Source organism: Pseudomonas sp. 3296 (assembly GCF_031456615.1).
Lineage (GTDB): Bacteria > Pseudomonadota > Gammaproteobacteria > Pseudomonadales > Pseudomonadaceae > Aquipseudomonas > Aquipseudomonas mucoides.
Genome location: NZ_JAVDUY010000005.1, coordinates 304,038 through 319,437, shown reverse-complemented (window position 1 = coordinate 319,437; position 15,400 = coordinate 304,038). Strand labels below are relative to the sequence as shown.

Genomic DNA, 15,400 nt, shown 5'->3' with positions numbered 1-15,400 from the left:
TATCCGCTCTTGAAGAGCGCCATTAAAGAAAATCTGTCCGGGTCCATGGCACTACATAGTTATCGCATTGCCAAGCGGGTAGGACCAAAGCCGCTCAACCCTCCCTGTTCAGCGGGGTTGCAGTGGCTTTGGTGACTATGCCGGGTCGATCAATCGGTTAATTCGAAAGCTGCCTGACGGTCAGTGCGTGAATGTAAAAATCATTGCCGATGTCTTGACGCTCGTGATTGGTGATGTGGAAGTTGGCGGTCGCTGCGGAGGCAGTAAAACTGCCTGCAACCGTAATCCAGCCGGTATGTTTGAAAATATTGACGACGGGGGTATTGAGCATGTTATCGACATGCAGACTTATTTTCGGGTCGACGTCGTAACCGTTCACGGCGGTGTTGTATATCTGGCAAGAGAACTCGTATCTGGCGCCAATCACCAACTGAAAGTTACGTGAGAACAGCAGGCCCGAATTGTCAATCTTGCCAGGCGTCCAGATATGGAAGAGATAGTCAGGCGCTGTGCCCAGCAAGCGCCCCGTTTGTGCGCCAACGCCGGGTGTCCAGCCATTGAAGTTGCCGTTGTAAAAGTCGGTGACGGAGTGCAAGTCTGCTTGCACAGTCACACCCCAGGGAGGGGATACCTGAAGGCCATCCTGCGTTCTCGCCGTCAAACTATGTTGACCCAGACCAACATTGATGTCTGTCGTCCAGATTCCGTTTGCGTTGACGGGCGCCGACCCTACTTGAACCGTGCCATTGAATAGAATCACGGTGCTATTGGGGGATGCCGTACCGACACACGTCGGTGTGATGTCATCACACGAGCCTCCATTTCTCACCTGCCCGGTGATAGCCCCTTGATTGTCGATCAATTGCGTGATCATCGGTTGGGCGAGCATTTCCGATTTGATCGTCAGCTCGCGCATCGGGAAGAACGTATCAACACCGCCCTTATCGCTGAAACTGGCGATCGACAATCCATAGACCTGTGTGCCGTCCTTGAACAGTTTTAGCTGTTCCCGGGAGATGACCCCGCTCAAGCCGGCGCTCACATGGTTAGCGGTGATTACCCCATCGAACAGCATGATGACGTATTCGCTACCGTCGGATTTTTGCCCACTCAAGGCCACCCGCATCCGGGTACCAATGGCGATGAACAGCCAGGCAATCAGCGTCCAGTGAGCGTCGCCCGTGAAATTGTTGAGGTTCAGGACCTTGTGATCCGGCGCCTCTGTAATGGTCATGCGCGGGTAGTTGATGTCTTCATTGGGAATCGAGGTGACTTCGTACTGGGTGCGGGCGGAGCTTTGATCATGTATGCCTTCCTGCGTCACGACATACCAGAAGGACATGAAAGTCCCCATGTTGGCAGGGACGGCGGTCAGGGGCAGGGTGAAGATCAATGTTCCGCTGGCGCTTCCTTGAAGTGTCGCAAGCACCGGACTGCCAAAGCCATCGCGCCCTTTGACGAAGAGGGTGACACGATGGGCGGGGTCCATCCCGGTGTAGGTGACTTTGACCGTGGCAAGTTTCTGAGTGTTTTGCGGATTGATAATCGTGGCAGGTGAAGCCTGCACGAGCTCGGGCGGCGGTAGCACCAAGGCCTTGGCGCCGATTCGCAACACCAGTTCGGGCGCTGTCAGCGGGAGTTCGCGCTCGCGCTCGATGTACCAGTCCACCGTGATCACTTGATTGCGCTGTGAATCGATCAGCTCGTAGGCCAGTCGGAATTCAATGTCTTTGTCGAGGTGGGCCGCTGTAATGGGCAACCTGTCTGCAAACACAAGATTGCCGTCGGGTCCCCGCACTTCCAGATGAACCGTGTCGCCGATGCGCGTGTGGGCTTTGGCTGGACACACGGCCGGGGTGCCGAAAGGAATATCCTTGGGGTCGAGTACGCCGTTTTCGTCTCTGCCGACATCGACGATGCCCAGGATATTGGTCACTTGCCCGATGCGCAGCCGACGGGTGTAGGACTCCAGAGGCGTGGTATGACCTTTGCCGGTGACGGTATAGGACAGCTGGACCGAACCATTCTGATAAGTCTCGAAATGGGTGGTTTCACAATCGAAGGGTACAACGATGCCCACCCCCGGAATCACCATGGACTGGGTAACAAACCGTTCGTAGGTTTGCAGGCGGGTGGTGCCGCCGGCGCTGGTACTCAAGCTGGTCAGTGTCACCTTGTCACCGACCTCCAGGCCTTCGATCCCAGGTCCGGCATAGACGACCGTCTCTGCCAAAGACGGCGACAGAACCGCCCCATGAGCTTGCGGCGCAGTAGGCGCTGGCGCCCGGTATTTTTCGCCGATCAGTCTTGGGCAATAGGGGTAAGACGCTGTCCGCACCTCCGAGCCCGATACCCTCCTGATCCGCTCGTAGCTCAGTCTTGTCGTAGTCGGCGCCAGTTTTTTCACGAGCTCGAAAGGGATCTCGAATGTCACCACCCCCGACTTGTAATCTAGCGGGCCAAAGCGTTCGCTGAACTCGGTAGAAGCGTCGTAAAGAGTCAGTTCCACTTTATCGCCAGCGACGGCATCTGCGCGTCGTACCAGAACGTCAACATCCATGGCCCCACCGTCGAGATCGTCGATTGCGAGGACATCGCCATTGGTGAGAGGCACTGAAGGCGCTTCAAGATAGGTCGTGTCCGGTTCCAGCGTACCGACGCCGACGTTGGAGGTCAGGCTACTGTTGTGTACCTGATCATGGAGTTTGTAACTCGCCAGCAGCGGGTCGGCAGGGCCAATCAGCTTGAGGATCGCCGAGGAGACAAACACCACGACGTCCTGACCGACGTGTTCGGCACTGATGACGAATTCGACGATCTGGTTATCGATCGTCAGTACGATCCGGTCTCCCATGGTCATGACAGGCCAGGCAGGAATGATGAAGTCAACGCCGACTTCAACCATCCCCTTATCAATCACGGCAGGGAACCGAGGGGCCTCCAGAGGCACGCGTTCGCCGGTGTTGCCGGTGGGGTCGCGGCTGTCCGGGTAGGTTGTCTTGAACCATACGCTTATCTTTTCTGAAGGGTCCAGGTTGCCACTGGTGCGTTCGACGGTGTACCACATCCGATGGATGCCGGGTTTTTCGACAGCAATCCTGGGAATGAAGCTGACGATGTCCTCGTTGTTGTGATCCCGGGGGACGATTTCGGTCTTGATCAGTGTGCCTCGATCGGTCGGGTCCGGGTCCTGACCGGGCTCAAGGCGTTTGCCCATGTACAGGCGTAGCGTGTCAAATGCCGCCATTAACGTGTAGGACGGGAAAAGCACCCACCATCCGCGGCCAGGACCGACCGTTTCGTCCGCGTTGACCCCATGGGAGGCGGTAGGGTAGTCGACCACGCGCCAACCGGGAATCAGGATGGGGAATATGACCAATGCGCCATTTTCTGCGAACAGGCCCTGCGACCTGACGTCGGCAAACAGGTCGACCCGTCGTTGCGGGCTTTCTTTTTCCAGCTTGGCAAGTTGCTCTGGGGTGTAAGTAAACAAAGCAGTCATAGCTGTTCTCCGACTCGCACGAAAGCGCGCGAGCCGGGGGCGGCAAGGCGCGTCAGAGCCTGATTGAAAGCTCAAATGTGCAGGCTGGCTACTGTCAGAAATAACAGGTACAGACTGATTTCTGACCAACGGCAGGCACCATCGCTTCACACGACCGTTCAGCACTCTTCATCAAACTGTCACGTAACTGTGGCAGCGCGCTTGATCAAACTTCATCAGACTCGCGCTCTACTGGGGTTCTGCGTTTCGGTGTTTTTTCATGCGTGCATTCATTTTTGTGGCCTTGCTGTTGTTTGGCCTGCCGTCTTTGGCGGCGTCTCGTTGCGATGTCAATGTTCCCACCCAACAGGCGGAACTGGCGCAGGTGAGCCTGGCGTACCAGAGCATCGGCCGTGCGTCCGACCCGGCGTTGCTGCTGGTGATGGGGCTGGGCGGGCAATTGATTCACTGGCCGGATGAGGTGCTGGTCGCGCTGTGTCAGCAGGGTTTTCGGGTGATCCGTTATGACAATCGCGACGTCGGCCTCTCGACTTGGCGGCAAGCGCCCGTGGACGCCAACCTGACCTTCGAAGTGCTGCGTTACAAGCTCGGTTTGCCGGTGTCGGCGCCGTACACCTTGACCGACATGGCCGACGATGCCTTTGGCCTGATGGATGCGTTGAGGATTGAGCAGTTCCACGTCCTGGGCGCGAGCATGGGGGGAATGATTGCCCAGCACATGGCGGCGATGGCGCCGCAGCGGGTCGAGAGCCTGACGCTGATCATGACCAGTTCCGGGGCCGAAGGCTTGCCGGCGCCGAGTGCGGCGCTGGTGCAATTGTTGTCGCGTCGTGGCGCGCCGAATCGTGAAGTGGCGCTGGAGCAACAGGCGGATTTGCTGGCGGCGTTGGGCAGCCCTTCGGTGACGGATGATCGTCAGGCGTTGCTGCATCAAGCGGCGCTGTCCTACGACCGGGCGTTCAACCCCGAAGGCGTGAAGCGCCAGATCATGGCGATCCTCGCCGAGCGCAGCCGTGTGGATTTGCTCAACCACTTGCGCGTGCCGACGCTGGTGGTGCACGGCACGGCTGATCCGTTGTTGCCGGTGATGCACGGCGTGCATCTGGCGGCGCATATCCGTGGCAGTCAGTTGGTGCTGATCCCGGGGTTGGCGCATCGCTTCCAGGAAGCGTTCAAGGCGCCGTTGCTGGCGGCGGTGTTGCCGTACTTGCAGACCCATCGCGAAGACACTTCGCATTGGGCGCAGATCGACCCGGCGCCAACCCCGAATCTCCTGTAATCCCCAATCCAATTTGTGGACAAAACCCTGTGGCGAGGGAGCTTGCTCCCGCTGGGCTGCGAAGCGGCCCCAATCCTGCGCATGCGGTGTATCAGGCAAACCACATTGGCCGGTTTTGCGACTGCTGCGCAGCCGAGCGGGACGGTGCGGCGTTCCGACAAGCTCCCTCGCCACAAAAGCGCCTCACTCCAGTCGAGTTATGTCGATGGAACGAGGTTATCCAGCATCCGGTTCACCGCCAGTTCACCGAGCATGACGGACTGCTGAATGCCGAGCACGGTGTTGCGCTGCGGGCCTTCCAGCAACCCGGCGAAATCACTCAGCATCACGCTCGCTGAGGCCAAGGATTCGCAGGCGTTGGCCAGCAGGGTTTCGTGATCGATGTCGGGGGCGATGGTGTAGATGGTGCTGGGTCGGCGTGGGGTGTCTTTGGGGATGACCGGTTTGAGGTAGAAATCGAGGGCGCGGTCGGCGGCTTTGTTGAGTTTTTTGGAGTCCGGGGTTTCGTAGGGGGAAACGTCGTCGGATTCCGGGGGATTTGGTGTGATCTTGAACATTGGATTGGTACTCCTGTTAATAGAGCCGCAACCTGTCTCGCTACTAAACGGAAGGGTGGCAGCTGTGCGCAAGTTAGTAGACCGGCCACCAATCCAAAACCGGCGCGTCCGAGGACGCCATGCGCACAGCTACCATTAAGTGCAGGCGAATGCCTGACTATATGTCGCATGTACGTCCGGATTGGAAAGGCCGGGCTACTAAACCCGATCACTGGGAATCAGTGACACGAACCAAGTTACCGACGGCCACCCAGGCGCACAAGCCAGCGGATTCTGACGTTGTTGTAGGCGACGGCGCAAGGCGCTGTAGCTTTCAGGAAGTAACCTTAAACAGAACTAAACACACTCCCAAAAACACCACTAACTCCCTGTGGGATGGCTGCCACCTCGGCCCTGTCAGGTGTATCGTTCAAACTTTCCGGCGCGACCCAAGCCTGCGAGGTGAATGATGAGTACCCCCCTGAAAATCGATTTCGTCAGCGACGTGTCCTGCCCGTGGTGCGTGGTCGGCCTGTACGGGCTGACCCGCGCGCTGGAAGTGCTGCGTGATGAGGTCCAGGCCGAGATCCGTTTCCAGCCGTTCGAACTGAACCCGAAAATGGGGCCAGAGGGGCAGAACATCACCGAACACATCACCGAAAAATACGGCTCGACCCCGGAGCAATCCCAAAAGAATCGCGAGATGATCCGCGCCCGTGGCGCCGAGGTCGGGTTTGCGTTTCGCACCGACGGCAACAGTCGCATCTACAACACCTTTGATGCTCATCGGTTGTTGTATTGGGCAGGGCTGGAAGGCTTGCAGTTCAATCTGAAAGAGGCGCTGTTCAAGGCGTATTTCACCGACTGCGGCAACCCGTCCGATCACGGGCAGTTGGCGCAGATTGCTGAAAGTGTGGGGCTCAATCGGCAACGGGCCGAGGCGATTCTGGCGTCGGATGAATACGCCAAAGAGGTGGTTGAGGAAGAGCAATTGTGGCTGACCCGTGGCGTGAGTTCAGTGCCGACGGTGGTGTTCAACGGGCAGTATGCCGTCACTGGCGGGCAGCCGGTCGAGACGTTTGTCGGGGCGATCCGGCAGATCATGAGCGAGTCCAAGGGCGGGCACGTGAACTGAGGCCAGCACGCCGGCCAGAGCGTTGCGCGTGAAGAAAATATCAATGTGCCACTACAGTTGAAACAAAGGCTGCCGACACAGGGAGCATCGTTATCAATCATAGGGACTTGATCCATGACCTTTTACGCGTTTCGTACCTGGGCTGCCATCACGTTGCTGGCCTGTCTGACCCTCACGGGCTGTGCTCACGTGCAACCTCCAGTACCGCTGGACCATCAATTCTGGGATGCCAAAGAGCCGACCATCGGCGTGGCAATCACGGTGCTGCCGGCGCCGGTGCTGGCATTGACCGGTAACCAGGGCCTTATCGATTATGCGATCAACCGTGGCGTCAACAGCAAACTCAGTGACAACGTCGAGCACTGGCAGACCCGTGACCTCAACACGTTGCCGGATGTGATCGTCGCCAAGTTGCAGGCCAAGGGCTACAAGGCCAAGCGGATCGACGAGCCGCTGGACCTGCAGAAATTCAAGGAAAACAGTTTCCGTGAAGGCTACACGGCACGCGACTTGACCCCCATCAAAACGACTCACGGTGTCGATCGCCTGTTGTTGGTCAATGTGTTCGCCACCGGCGCCACTCGCAGCTACTACAGCGTCGTGCCCACCAGCGCACCGATGGCCCAGGTGACCGGGCAGGGCATGGTGGTCGATCTGGCCGACAACAAACTGTTGTGGTTCCAGCCTTTTGCCACGGTGCAAGCCGCCCAAGGCGAGTGGGATGAGCCAAACTACGCCAACTTGTCCAATGCCTTCTACCAGGCCATGGACACTAGCCGTCAGCAAATGATCACTCCGTTCGCACAATGAAACGCTCAGGCGCGGCCGCTGCGGCGCTGATGTGGCTGATGTTGGGCGGCTGTGCGCAGAAACCGGGCCCCGAGGCCGGTTTCAAGGACCAGGGCGCATTGCCCTATGTCCAGGCCCACGGCCTCAAAGTCGATGTGCAACTGCCGCCAACGTTTGTCGGTGCCAGCACGGTAATCGATACCAAGGTTGCCCAGGACGCCGCGACGTCGAGTTACAACAGGGTGGCGAGTTCGGGCATCAGTGCCGGGCTTGCTGGCGTGTTGGTCGCCAGCCTGATCAACACCCAAATGGGCAGTGGTACGTTGCAGTGCGATGCCGAAAAAGCGGCGCACGATGAGGCGCGACCCATGGCCGACTTGCTCGCCGGCATGCCGTTGCAGGAGCGTCTGCAACAGCGTTATCAGCAGGCCTCGAAGGTGGCCGGGCTCAAGCAGGGCGAGGGGGCCGTCACCGCGCGTTTGGTGATCGAGCCCAAGTTGATGCTCGGTCCTGATCGCGGCAGTTTTGTGCTGATTAATCAGGTGCAGGTTCAGGACATCGCCGGTTCGGCGCTGTATCGCATGCGCATCGAAGTGGTCAGCCAACCGATTCGGCGCTGCGGCAGTCAATGCATCGACGACGGCGGTCTTGACCTGGCAAAGGTCACGGCCGTGCTCGACGAGTGCATCGACGAGTCCATGCGGGTGCTGGCCACCGACCTGATGCAGCCGACGCCACCACCGGCGGCCCAGGAAACCTTGCGTTATGTACTCGATGGTCAGCGGGTGGTCGAGCGCGGTTATCAACTGGCCAACAACGGCAGTTACTGGCGTTATCGCAATCTCTACGGGGCGGTAAAATCGGTGCCGGTGCCGTTTGAGGATGCGTTGACCCAAGCGCAGTTGCAGAAGGTGTATGCGCACTGATGCGATCGTTGCCACGCGGCGCGTGGGAACGATCATTACCTGACAATTTTGTCGACGTGGATGCCGAGCTTTTTCAACCGATACCAAAAGCTGCGCTCGGAGATCCCGATCAACTGTGCCGCCGCAGCCTGTACGCCATTGCTCTGCGCCAATGCCGCCAGAATGTAGGACTTCTCCACTTGCGCCAGCGCCGCTTCCAGGTCCGCCGGCACGCTGCCCTCCGCGACCAGAACACCACTGTCAGCGGATCGTGACGCAAACAAATACGCCGGCAGATCATCTTCTTCAATCACCGCCGCCGACGCCACGATGGTCGCGCGCTCCACGCAGTTTTGCAGCTCACGGATATTCCCCGGCCACGAATAATTGGCCATTGCCTGCAACGCCTCGGCGCTGAAACCGGTGATGCGTTTGCCCGCCGTGGCCCCCAGCGTGTGGGCGAAATGCCGGGCCAGCGGCGCGATGTCTTCGACCCGCTCGCGCAGCGCCGGCAACGGGATCGGGAACACATTTAGGCGGTAGTAGAGGTCTTCGCGAAACTCCTTGTTGGCCACCGCCTCCAGCAAGTTCTTGTTCGTCGCCGCAATCACCCGAACGTCCACCTTGCGCTCACGCGGATCGCCCACCGGTTCGATCACCCGCTCCTGCAACGCCCGCAGGATCTTTGCCTGCAAGGCCAGCGGCATCTCACCGATTTCATCGAGAAACAATGTGCCCTTGTCCGCCTGCATAAAACGCCCGACGCGATCCGCCACCGCGCCGGTAAACGCGCCTTTGCGGTGGCCGAACATTTCGCTTTCCAGCAAGCCTTCAGGGATTGCCGCACAGTTCACCGCAATAAACGGTTTGTCAGCGCGGTTGCCGTGTTTGTGGATGGCCCGGGCGACCATTTCCTTGCCGGTGCCGCTCTCGCCGGTCAGCAGGATCGTAGCGTTGCTTTCACGCACCGAGTCGATGGCGTGCAGCACCCGGCGAAAGCTCGGGCTGTCACCGATCAGGCTGTCGATTTGCTGGTGTTCGTCGAGTTCGGCGCGCATGCGCTGGTTGTCTTTGAGGATGTCGCGGAACTGCAGGGCCTTGCTGACAGTGATGTCCAGTTCGTCGATGTCGAACGGCTTGGCGATGTAGTCGAAGGCGCCGTTGCGCATCGACTGCACGGCGTTTTTCACCGTGCTGTAGGCGGTCATGACGATCACCGGCAAGTGCGGATAACGGCTTTTGATTTCCGCGAGCAATTGCGGGCCGTCCATGCCGGGCATGCGCCAGTCGCTGATCACCAGGTCGATGTCCTCGGCCTCCAGTACCTTGAGCGCGTGCAGGCCGTTGCCGGCGGTGAATACCTGAATGCCGCTCTGACTCAAGGCCGATGCCAGCAGGTCGCACAGCTTGGGTTCGTCGTCGACCACCAGTACGTTATGTGTCATCACTGCCCCTGTCGAACGGTTCGCCGTTGGCCGGAATGTACAAGGTGAAGGTGGCCCCGGCTTCTTTTTCACTGACGCATTCGATGCGTCCGTCGTGACTTTCCATGATCGAGAAGACCTTGGCCAGACCCAGCCCGGTGCCGGACGCCTTGGTGGTGACGAACGGCGTGAAGATCCGTTCGAGCATGTCCGGTGCGATGCCCTGGCCGGTGTCTGTGATGCGGATAACGGTGTAGTGCTGTTCGCTACTGATCCCGACGGTCAGGCGACCGCCCTCGGGCATGGCGTCGATGGCATTGACGATCAGGTTCAGCCCGGCCTGCTTGAGTTGCCGCGCATCGGCGTATAGGGTCGCGGCCGGCGCCCGGTCCTCGATGACCACTTCGATGTGGTGGCTGGCCAGTTCCGGGGCGCAGAAGCCGATCAGCTCATCCACCAGCGGACGCGCCAATTGTGTCGAGCGCATCGGTGCGCTGGGCTTGGCGAAGTCGAGAAAGTCAGTGATCAGGTCATTGATCCGGCTGACTTCGCTGACCACGTATTCCAGGTGACGCTTGTCGGTCTCGGGTAAGTCGGCGCGCCGGTGCAGCAACTGCGTGGCGGTTTTGATGATGCCCAGCGGGTTGCGGATTTCATGGGCCAGGCCCATCGCCACTTCGCCCAGCGCGTGCAGACGGTCGCGACGGCGCAGCTGCGATTCCAGGTGCTGCAATTCGCCGAGGCGTTCGCTCATATGGTTGAAGGTACTGCTCAGTTCCGCCAGTTCGTCGCCGCCGGTGACGGTCAAACGCTGGCGGTAATCGCCGGCGATCACCGCTTGAACGCCTTTTGAGAGCCCGCGCAACGGCTTGGTCAGTCGCTGCGACACCAGCCAGCCGACCGCCAGGGACGCCGCCGAGCTGAGCAGAAAAATCAGGATGAACAGGTTGCTCTGGTTCACCAGCCCGACCAGGCTGGTGTGTCGCAGCAGGCCACTGAAAATCACGCCTTGCAACTGGCCGTTTTCGTTGAATATCGGCTGATAGATACCGCTGTAGCGGTTGGTGAATTGTTCGATGGGTTGCTTGGTGGTGCGCAGGATCTGTTCGATGTTCTCCGGCACAGTCGCCGGGTGATCTTCGAAGCGCTGTGTCGAGAAGACTTCCGAAAAGTCATTGGCCTTGGCCAGGTACAAGCGCAAATCAAGGGAATGCACATCGGCCACACTGGTGAGGAAACTGCTGTCCAGGTAAGTGGCGACCACCAGTTTGTAGTCGATGCCTTGCTGTTCGGTCTCGAAGGTCGAGACCACCGTGCCGGTTGCCACGCCGCCGACTTGCAGGGTCTGCAACACCGCTTTGGGGGCGGTGCTGATCTGGCGGGTGATGTCGTCGGAGACGGTGCTGAAGAGCACTTTGTGATCGCTGTTACGCACCAGTGCCACCACGTCGATGCCCATCGAGTCAGCGATGTCGGCGGTCAGTTGATCGTGTCGGGTCGATAGTCGATCCGTGGGTGGGCGGGTATAACGCAGGAACAACTGCGCCGCTCGGGCGTTTTCGTGGAGAATTTCGCTGATTTCGTCTTCGACAATCTTGGTCGATTCCTGCAGCCAGATGCGCACGTTGCTGTCGAAAATCTGCGACAGCGTGGTGGCCGCCAGTTCGGCGGCAATCATGGTCGGGATCACGCTGACCAACCAGAAGGCGAGCACCAGTTTGCGTTGCAGGCTCCAGCCGGAGAGGGCGAACGGTCGGGCGGTGACGGGTGATTCTTGGGTCATTGGGTTTCGCTTATCGCAGCAGGTCCGATTGGATAAACCGTTTCAATACAGTAGCCGACTTCGCCCTGTAGCAGCAGGCTTCGACAGTTGCTACAGGTCGTGTTCAGGCCAGTTGGCGGTAATCCTGGCGCACGGGTTGCGGGGTGTAGCCCTGTTGCATGAAACGGTGCTGGATGAAATCGGCGCTCAGCTCCACCACGCGGCGGTATTGCAGGTCGACGGTGATCATGTGATAGCAATCGTCGAGCAGGACTTTCACCACCGGCCCCCCGAGTTTTCGTTCCACGTAATCGGCGTTCCAGGCGCTGGTGATGTCGTCTTCCTTCGAGTGCAGCACCAATGCCTGAGTGGTGATCTGCGGCATGCGTTTTTTCACCGCCGCCACCAGCCGATGCAGTTCGCGAACGCTGACCCCGGACATGGTCAGCAGCCCGGCATTGCTGCTTTCACCGGCCTTCATCTGCCGCTCGACAATCGCGCGCAAGCGTTCGTCCTTGATGCCGAACGGTGATTTTTCGTTGAAGCGACACAGGTGCACGCCGTACGGAATCGACATCACCAGACTGCTCAATTTCGCCACCCAGGGCATGTTCCAGCCGTCGTAGCGCAGGGTCGTCGAATACAGCAACAACCCTTCGATCTGCCCCGGATGCTCGGCGGCCAGGTACATCGACAACACCGCGCCCATGGACAAACCGCCGACGAACACGTGCTTGTGTTTGCGCCGCACGCCCACGAACGTGTTGCGCGCGCTCTCGTACCAGTCGCGCCAACCGGTGGCTTGCAGGTCGGCGTTGTTCCCGCAATGGCCGGCCAGGGTCGGCACATACACCGTGCACCCGGCCTTGGCCAGACCCATGGCCACCCGACGCAACTCGGTCGGGGTGCCGGTGAGGCCGTGGATCAACAACACCGCGACCTCCCCAGAGCCGAGAACGAAACCGGCGCTGCCTTCGCCCATGTCGATCTCTGCGGCATTCATCGTTTCATGGCCCGATCAAGCAAGCGGTCGAGCAAGGCGATGCCGAGGTCGATTTCCTGATAGCTGATTTCCAGCGAAGGCGCGAGGGTGATCACGTTTTTGTAGTAACCGCCCACATCGAGGATCAAGCCGAGGCGTTTGCCGTTGATTTCGATGTCGCCCTTCATGCCTTCATCGACCATGAAATCCAGGGTCGCCTTGTCCGGCGTGAAGCCGTCCGGGCCACAGATTTCGCAACGCAGGGCCAGGCCCAGACCGTCGACGTCACCAATGATCGGGTAGCGCTTCTGCAAGTCTTTCAGGCCTTCGAGGAAGTATTTGCCCTTGTTCATCACCATGGCGCCGTAGTCGAACTCGCTGGTCATCTTGAACATTTCCAGGCCCACCGCCGTGCCCAGCGGGTTGGAGGCGAAGGTCGAATGGGTTGAACCCGGCGGGAAGATTTTCGGGTTGATCAACTCTTCCTTGGCCCAGATGCCGCCCAGCGGATTGAGGCCGTTGGTCAAGGCTTTGCCGAAGACGATGACGTCCGGTTTGACGTCGAAGTGCTCGATCGACCACAGCTTGCCGGTGCGGTAGAAACCCATCTGGATTTCGTCGACCACCATCAGGATGCCGTGCTGATCCAGCACATGCTTGAGTTCGCTGTAGAAGTTCATCGGCGGTATCACGTAGCCGCCGGTGCCCTGGATCGGCTCGACGTAGAAGGCTGCGTATTCACTCTGGCCGACTTTCGGGTCCCAGACGCCGTTGTATTCGGTCTCGAACAACCGGGCGAAATTCCGTACACATTGGCTGCCGTATTCTTCCTTGGTCATGCCTTTCGGGCCACGGAAGTGGTACGGGAACGGGATGAACTGCGCCCGCTCGCCGAAGTGGCCGTAGCGGCGACGATAGCGGTAACTGGAGGTGATCGACGAGGCACCGAGGGTTCGACCGTGGTAACCGCCCTCGAAGGCGAACATCAGGCTTTTGCCGTTGGTGGCGTTGCGCACGACCTTCAGCGAGTCCTCGATGGACTGCGAACCACCGACGTTGAAGTGTACCCGACCGTCGACGCCGAACTTCTTCTTGGCGTCGACCGCGATCATTTCCGAAAGCTCGATCTTGCCTTTGTGCAGGTACTGGCTGGCGATTTGCGGCAGGGTGTCGATCTGTTGTTTCAGCGCGTTGTTCAGGCGTGGATTGGCGTAGCCGAAGTTGACGGCCGAGTACCACATTTGCAGGTCGAGGTAGGCCTGGTCTTCGGTGTCCCAGACGTAGGAGCCTTTGCAGCGGCTGAAAATACGCGGCGGGTCGATGTAGTGAACGGTGTCGCCGTACGAGCAGTATTTGGCTTCTTTATCCAGGAGGATCTGGTCTTCAGGGGTCGCGATTCGAATATCAGACATGGTGGAAGAGTTCCTGTGCTTCTGCGTTGAAAGTGGTGGCATTGGCAGCGCTGGCGTTTGGCAGCAGGGCCAACAGGGCCGGGAGTTCGGCGAAGCTGTCAAAGCGCGCATGGGCGATGCCGTTGCGCTCGCAGTGCTCGGCCAGGCGATCCTTGGCGAACACGAAATCGGCGGTGGCGGCCACGCACATGTCGGACTGGCCATCACCGATCACCAGCACGCGTTTAGTGCTGGGGGTGGATTTGCATTTGCAGTTGCCGGAGGCGGCGCGGCAGGCGTCGCTGGCATGCGGGAAGTCAATGCGCCAGCTGTCGTGGTCGAGCTGGCGCAAGCGGTTGGCGAGAATCGGCAACAGGCTGACGTAGTGGCGCGCCAGGATCCGGGCGATGCCTTGTTCGATGCCGTCGCTGACCACTTCAAACGAAGCGCCGAGGCCGATGGCGTGGTCGACGAAGTCGGGGAAGTCCGGGTCGATCTCGATGGAGTCGAAGAACCCGAGCAGTTCATTGGGTGTGGCCTTGACCAGCGCGAGCTGGCGGCTGAGGCATTCACGGGAACCGATGCTACCGGCCTGCCACTCGTTTTCGATCGCTTCCCAACTCGGCTCGGCGAAGCGTTGGAGGATGCTGTCGATCACGTCGGTGCGGGTGATGGTCCCGTCGAAATCACACACGATATGCCAGTCAATCATCTGCAGTACCTATTGGGCGTTGCGCGCTGTCAGCGCTTGCCAAGGGGATAGAGCAGGGACTGTGCCAACCGGGTTTGGCCCAGCAGAGCGGGGGCTTTGGCAGGAATTGGTGGTGGCGAAGCTACAATTTTTGTAGGTCGCTACAAACAACATGAGTGCTTGCGTGGGGGAGTTGAATCGGGGATTGATGCGCGCCTATCCCGTACAAGGAATGGCCTCATGTCGAGGATCACTGTTGTTCTATGCGCCGCGCTGACGAGTCTGTCGGCCAGTGTTTCAGCGGCCGGCATTACCGGAGAGGCCGGGGCGGGCCTCAGCTATCAGCCACACGATCCGAGCGGCAGTCGCTACGAAGTCCGGCCGGTGCCGTACCTCGATCTGGACTGGGGCGATGTCAGCCTGAGCACGGATGATGGCCTGACCTGGAACGCGCTGAAGGCCAACGGTTTCAGCGCCGGACCGTTCGTGAATTACCTGCCGGGACGGACTGCCAACGGTAATCTGCAAGGCTTGCACGACGTGCCGGACATGGGCGAAGTGGGTGGGTTTGTGCAGTACGCGCCGGCTGACTTCTGGCGGGTGTTTGCCTCGGTCGGGCAAGCCGTCGGCGCGCGTGGCGGGGTGTTGGGCCGGGTCGGCGGGGAAGTGGGGTATCCCGTGGGGGGCGGGGTGATTGGCAGCTCCAATGTGACGGCGCACGTTGCCAATGCCCGGCAGAGTCAGGCGTTTTTTGGTGTCAGTGGGAATGAGTCCTTGGCTTCCGGGATTCGGCCGTACAACGCAGGGGGCGGATTGCAGAATGTGGCGTTGATCCAGAGTTTTGAGTTTCCGTTGGCGCCGCACTGGTCGTTGCTGACCAGCGCGAGCTGGATTCGCCTGACGGGTTCGGCGGCGGACAGCAGCATTGTCAAAGCAGTCGGGAATAGCAATCAGGGGGAAGTGCAGGCAGCTATTGCATACAAGTTCGACTGAAGGATTGATCG

General features: G+C 59.6%; 12 protein-coding genes. 5 read left to right on the top strand and 7 right to left on the bottom strand.

The features are described from left to right. Positions 1–157: 157 nt before the first annotated feature. Complete coding sequence (locus J2X66_RS15530; RefSeq protein WP_310265804.1) at positions 158–3,502, bottom strand: hypothetical protein; 3,345 nt, start codon at positions 3,500–3,502, stop codon at positions 158–160. Positions 3,503–3,761: 259 nt separating this feature from the next. On the opposite strand from J2X66_RS15530, the gene J2X66_RS15525 reads away from it, so the two are divergent. Next, on the top strand, positions 3,762–4,781 hold the full coding sequence (locus J2X66_RS15525) for an alpha/beta hydrolase (protein ID WP_310265802.1): 1,020 nt from the start codon (positions 3,762–3,764) through the stop codon (positions 4,779–4,781). A 197-nt stretch (positions 4,782–4,978) separates the two neighbouring features. Here J2X66_RS15525 and J2X66_RS15520 read toward each other — a convergent pair whose 3' ends face one another. Then, complete coding sequence (locus J2X66_RS15520) at positions 4,979–5,338, bottom strand: DUF6124 family protein (protein ID WP_310265800.1); 360 nt, start codon at positions 5,336–5,338, stop codon at positions 4,979–4,981. Between the two features lie 448 nt (positions 5,339–5,786). On the opposite strand from J2X66_RS15520, the gene J2X66_RS15515 reads away from it, so the two are divergent. From J2X66_RS15515 to J2X66_RS15505, 3 genes are all read left to right on the top strand, one after another. Then, positions 5,787–6,452, top strand: a complete 666-nt coding sequence (locus tag J2X66_RS15515; RefSeq protein ID WP_310265798.1) for a DsbA family oxidoreductase — start codon at positions 5,787–5,789, stop codon at positions 6,450–6,452. Between the two features lie 114 nt (positions 6,453–6,566). After that, positions 6,567–7,262, top strand: a complete 696-nt coding sequence (locus J2X66_RS15510) for a hypothetical protein (protein WP_310265796.1) — start codon at positions 6,567–6,569, stop codon at positions 7,260–7,262. Next, positions 7,259–8,167 carry a hypothetical protein gene (locus tag J2X66_RS15505; RefSeq protein ID WP_310265795.1) on the top strand — a complete coding sequence of 303 codons (909 nt, stop codon included), beginning with the start codon at positions 7,259–7,261 and terminating at the stop codon, positions 8,165–8,167. Before J2X66_RS15510 ends, J2X66_RS15505 begins: the two co-directional genes overlap by 4 nt. Before the next feature lie 35 nt (positions 8,168–8,202). Here the strand turns inward: J2X66_RS15505 and J2X66_RS15500 are convergent, their stop codons facing one another. The 5 genes from J2X66_RS15500 to J2X66_RS15480 all read right to left on the bottom strand — a co-directional run bounded on the left by J2X66_RS15500 (position 8,203) and on the right by J2X66_RS15480 (position 14,417). Further along, positions 8,203–9,591: a sigma-54 dependent transcriptional regulator gene (locus J2X66_RS15500; protein ID WP_310265792.1), complete on the bottom strand. Its 1,389-nt coding sequence runs from the start codon at positions 9,589–9,591 to the stop codon at positions 8,203–8,205. After that, entirely contained in the window at positions 9,581–11,353 is a 1,773-nt protein-coding gene (locus J2X66_RS15495) for an ATP-binding protein (protein ID WP_310265790.1), read from the bottom strand. Before J2X66_RS15495 ends, J2X66_RS15500 begins: the two co-directional genes overlap by 11 nt. Before the next feature lie 103 nt (positions 11,354–11,456). Beyond that, the gene (locus tag J2X66_RS15490) at positions 11,457–12,335 is read right to left on the bottom strand and encodes an alpha/beta fold hydrolase (RefSeq protein ID WP_310265788.1); all 879 of its coding nucleotides are present in this window, start codon (positions 12,333–12,335) and stop codon (positions 11,457–11,459) included. Further along, complete coding sequence (locus J2X66_RS15485; protein ID WP_310265786.1) at positions 12,332–13,726, bottom strand: aminotransferase class III-fold pyridoxal phosphate-dependent enzyme; 1,395 nt, start codon at positions 13,724–13,726, stop codon at positions 12,332–12,334. The genes J2X66_RS15490 and J2X66_RS15485 overlap by 4 nt, the downstream gene beginning before the upstream one ends. Further along, positions 13,719–14,417: an MtnX-like HAD-IB family phosphatase gene (locus tag J2X66_RS15480; RefSeq protein ID WP_310265784.1), complete on the bottom strand. Its 699-nt coding sequence runs from the start codon at positions 14,415–14,417 to the stop codon at positions 13,719–13,721. Before J2X66_RS15480 ends, J2X66_RS15485 begins: the two co-directional genes overlap by 8 nt. A gap of 219 nt (positions 14,418–14,636) precedes the next feature. Here J2X66_RS15480 and J2X66_RS15475 point away from each other — a divergent pair, with 219 nt between their 5' ends. Continuing rightward, positions 14,637–15,389 (top strand): MipA/OmpV family protein, encoded by a 753-nt coding sequence (locus J2X66_RS15475; protein WP_310265782.1) that lies wholly within the window; start codon positions 14,637–14,639, stop codon positions 15,387–15,389. Positions 15,390–15,400 lie beyond the last annotated feature (11 nt).

What these genes read in the sequence shown, in the direction of transcription:
- J2X66_RS15530 (WP_310265804.1), bottom strand. Translation starts at nt 3,502, where the DNA reads ATGACTGCTTTGTTTACTTACACCCCAGAGCAACTTGCCAAGCTGGAA.
- J2X66_RS15525 (WP_310265802.1), top strand. Translation starts at nt 3,762, where the DNA reads ATGCGTGCATTCATTTTTGTGGCCTTGCTGTTGTTTGGCCTGCCGTCT.
- J2X66_RS15520 (WP_310265800.1), bottom strand. Translation starts at nt 5,338, where the DNA reads ATGTTCAAGATCACACCAAATCCCCCGGAATCCGACGACGTTTCCCCC.
- J2X66_RS15515 (WP_310265798.1), top strand. Translation starts at nt 5,787, where the DNA reads ATGAGTACCCCCCTGAAAATCGATTTCGTCAGCGACGTGTCCTGCCCG.
- J2X66_RS15510 (WP_310265796.1), top strand. Translation starts at nt 6,567, where the DNA reads ATGACCTTTTACGCGTTTCGTACCTGGGCTGCCATCACGTTGCTGGCC.
- J2X66_RS15505 (WP_310265795.1), top strand. Translation starts at nt 7,259, where the DNA reads ATGAAACGCTCAGGCGCGGCCGCTGCGGCGCTGATGTGGCTGATGTTG.
- J2X66_RS15500 (WP_310265792.1), bottom strand. Translation starts at nt 9,591, where the DNA reads ATGACACATAACGTACTGGTGGTCGACGACGAACCCAAGCTGTGCGAC.
- J2X66_RS15495 (WP_310265790.1), bottom strand. Translation starts at nt 11,353, where the DNA reads ATGACCCAAGAATCACCCGTCACCGCCCGACCGTTCGCCCTCTCCGGC.
- J2X66_RS15490 (WP_310265788.1), bottom strand. Translation starts at nt 12,335, where the DNA reads ATGAATGCCGCAGAGATCGACATGGGCGAAGGCAGCGCCGGTTTCGTT.
- J2X66_RS15485 (WP_310265786.1), bottom strand. Translation starts at nt 13,726, where the DNA reads ATGTCTGATATTCGAATCGCGACCCCTGAAGACCAGATCCTCCTGGAT.
- J2X66_RS15480 (WP_310265784.1), bottom strand. Translation starts at nt 14,417, where the DNA reads ATGATTGACTGGCATATCGTGTGTGATTTCGACGGGACCATCACCCGC.
- J2X66_RS15475 (WP_310265782.1), top strand. Translation starts at nt 14,637, where the DNA reads ATGTCGAGGATCACTGTTGTTCTATGCGCCGCGCTGACGAGTCTGTCG.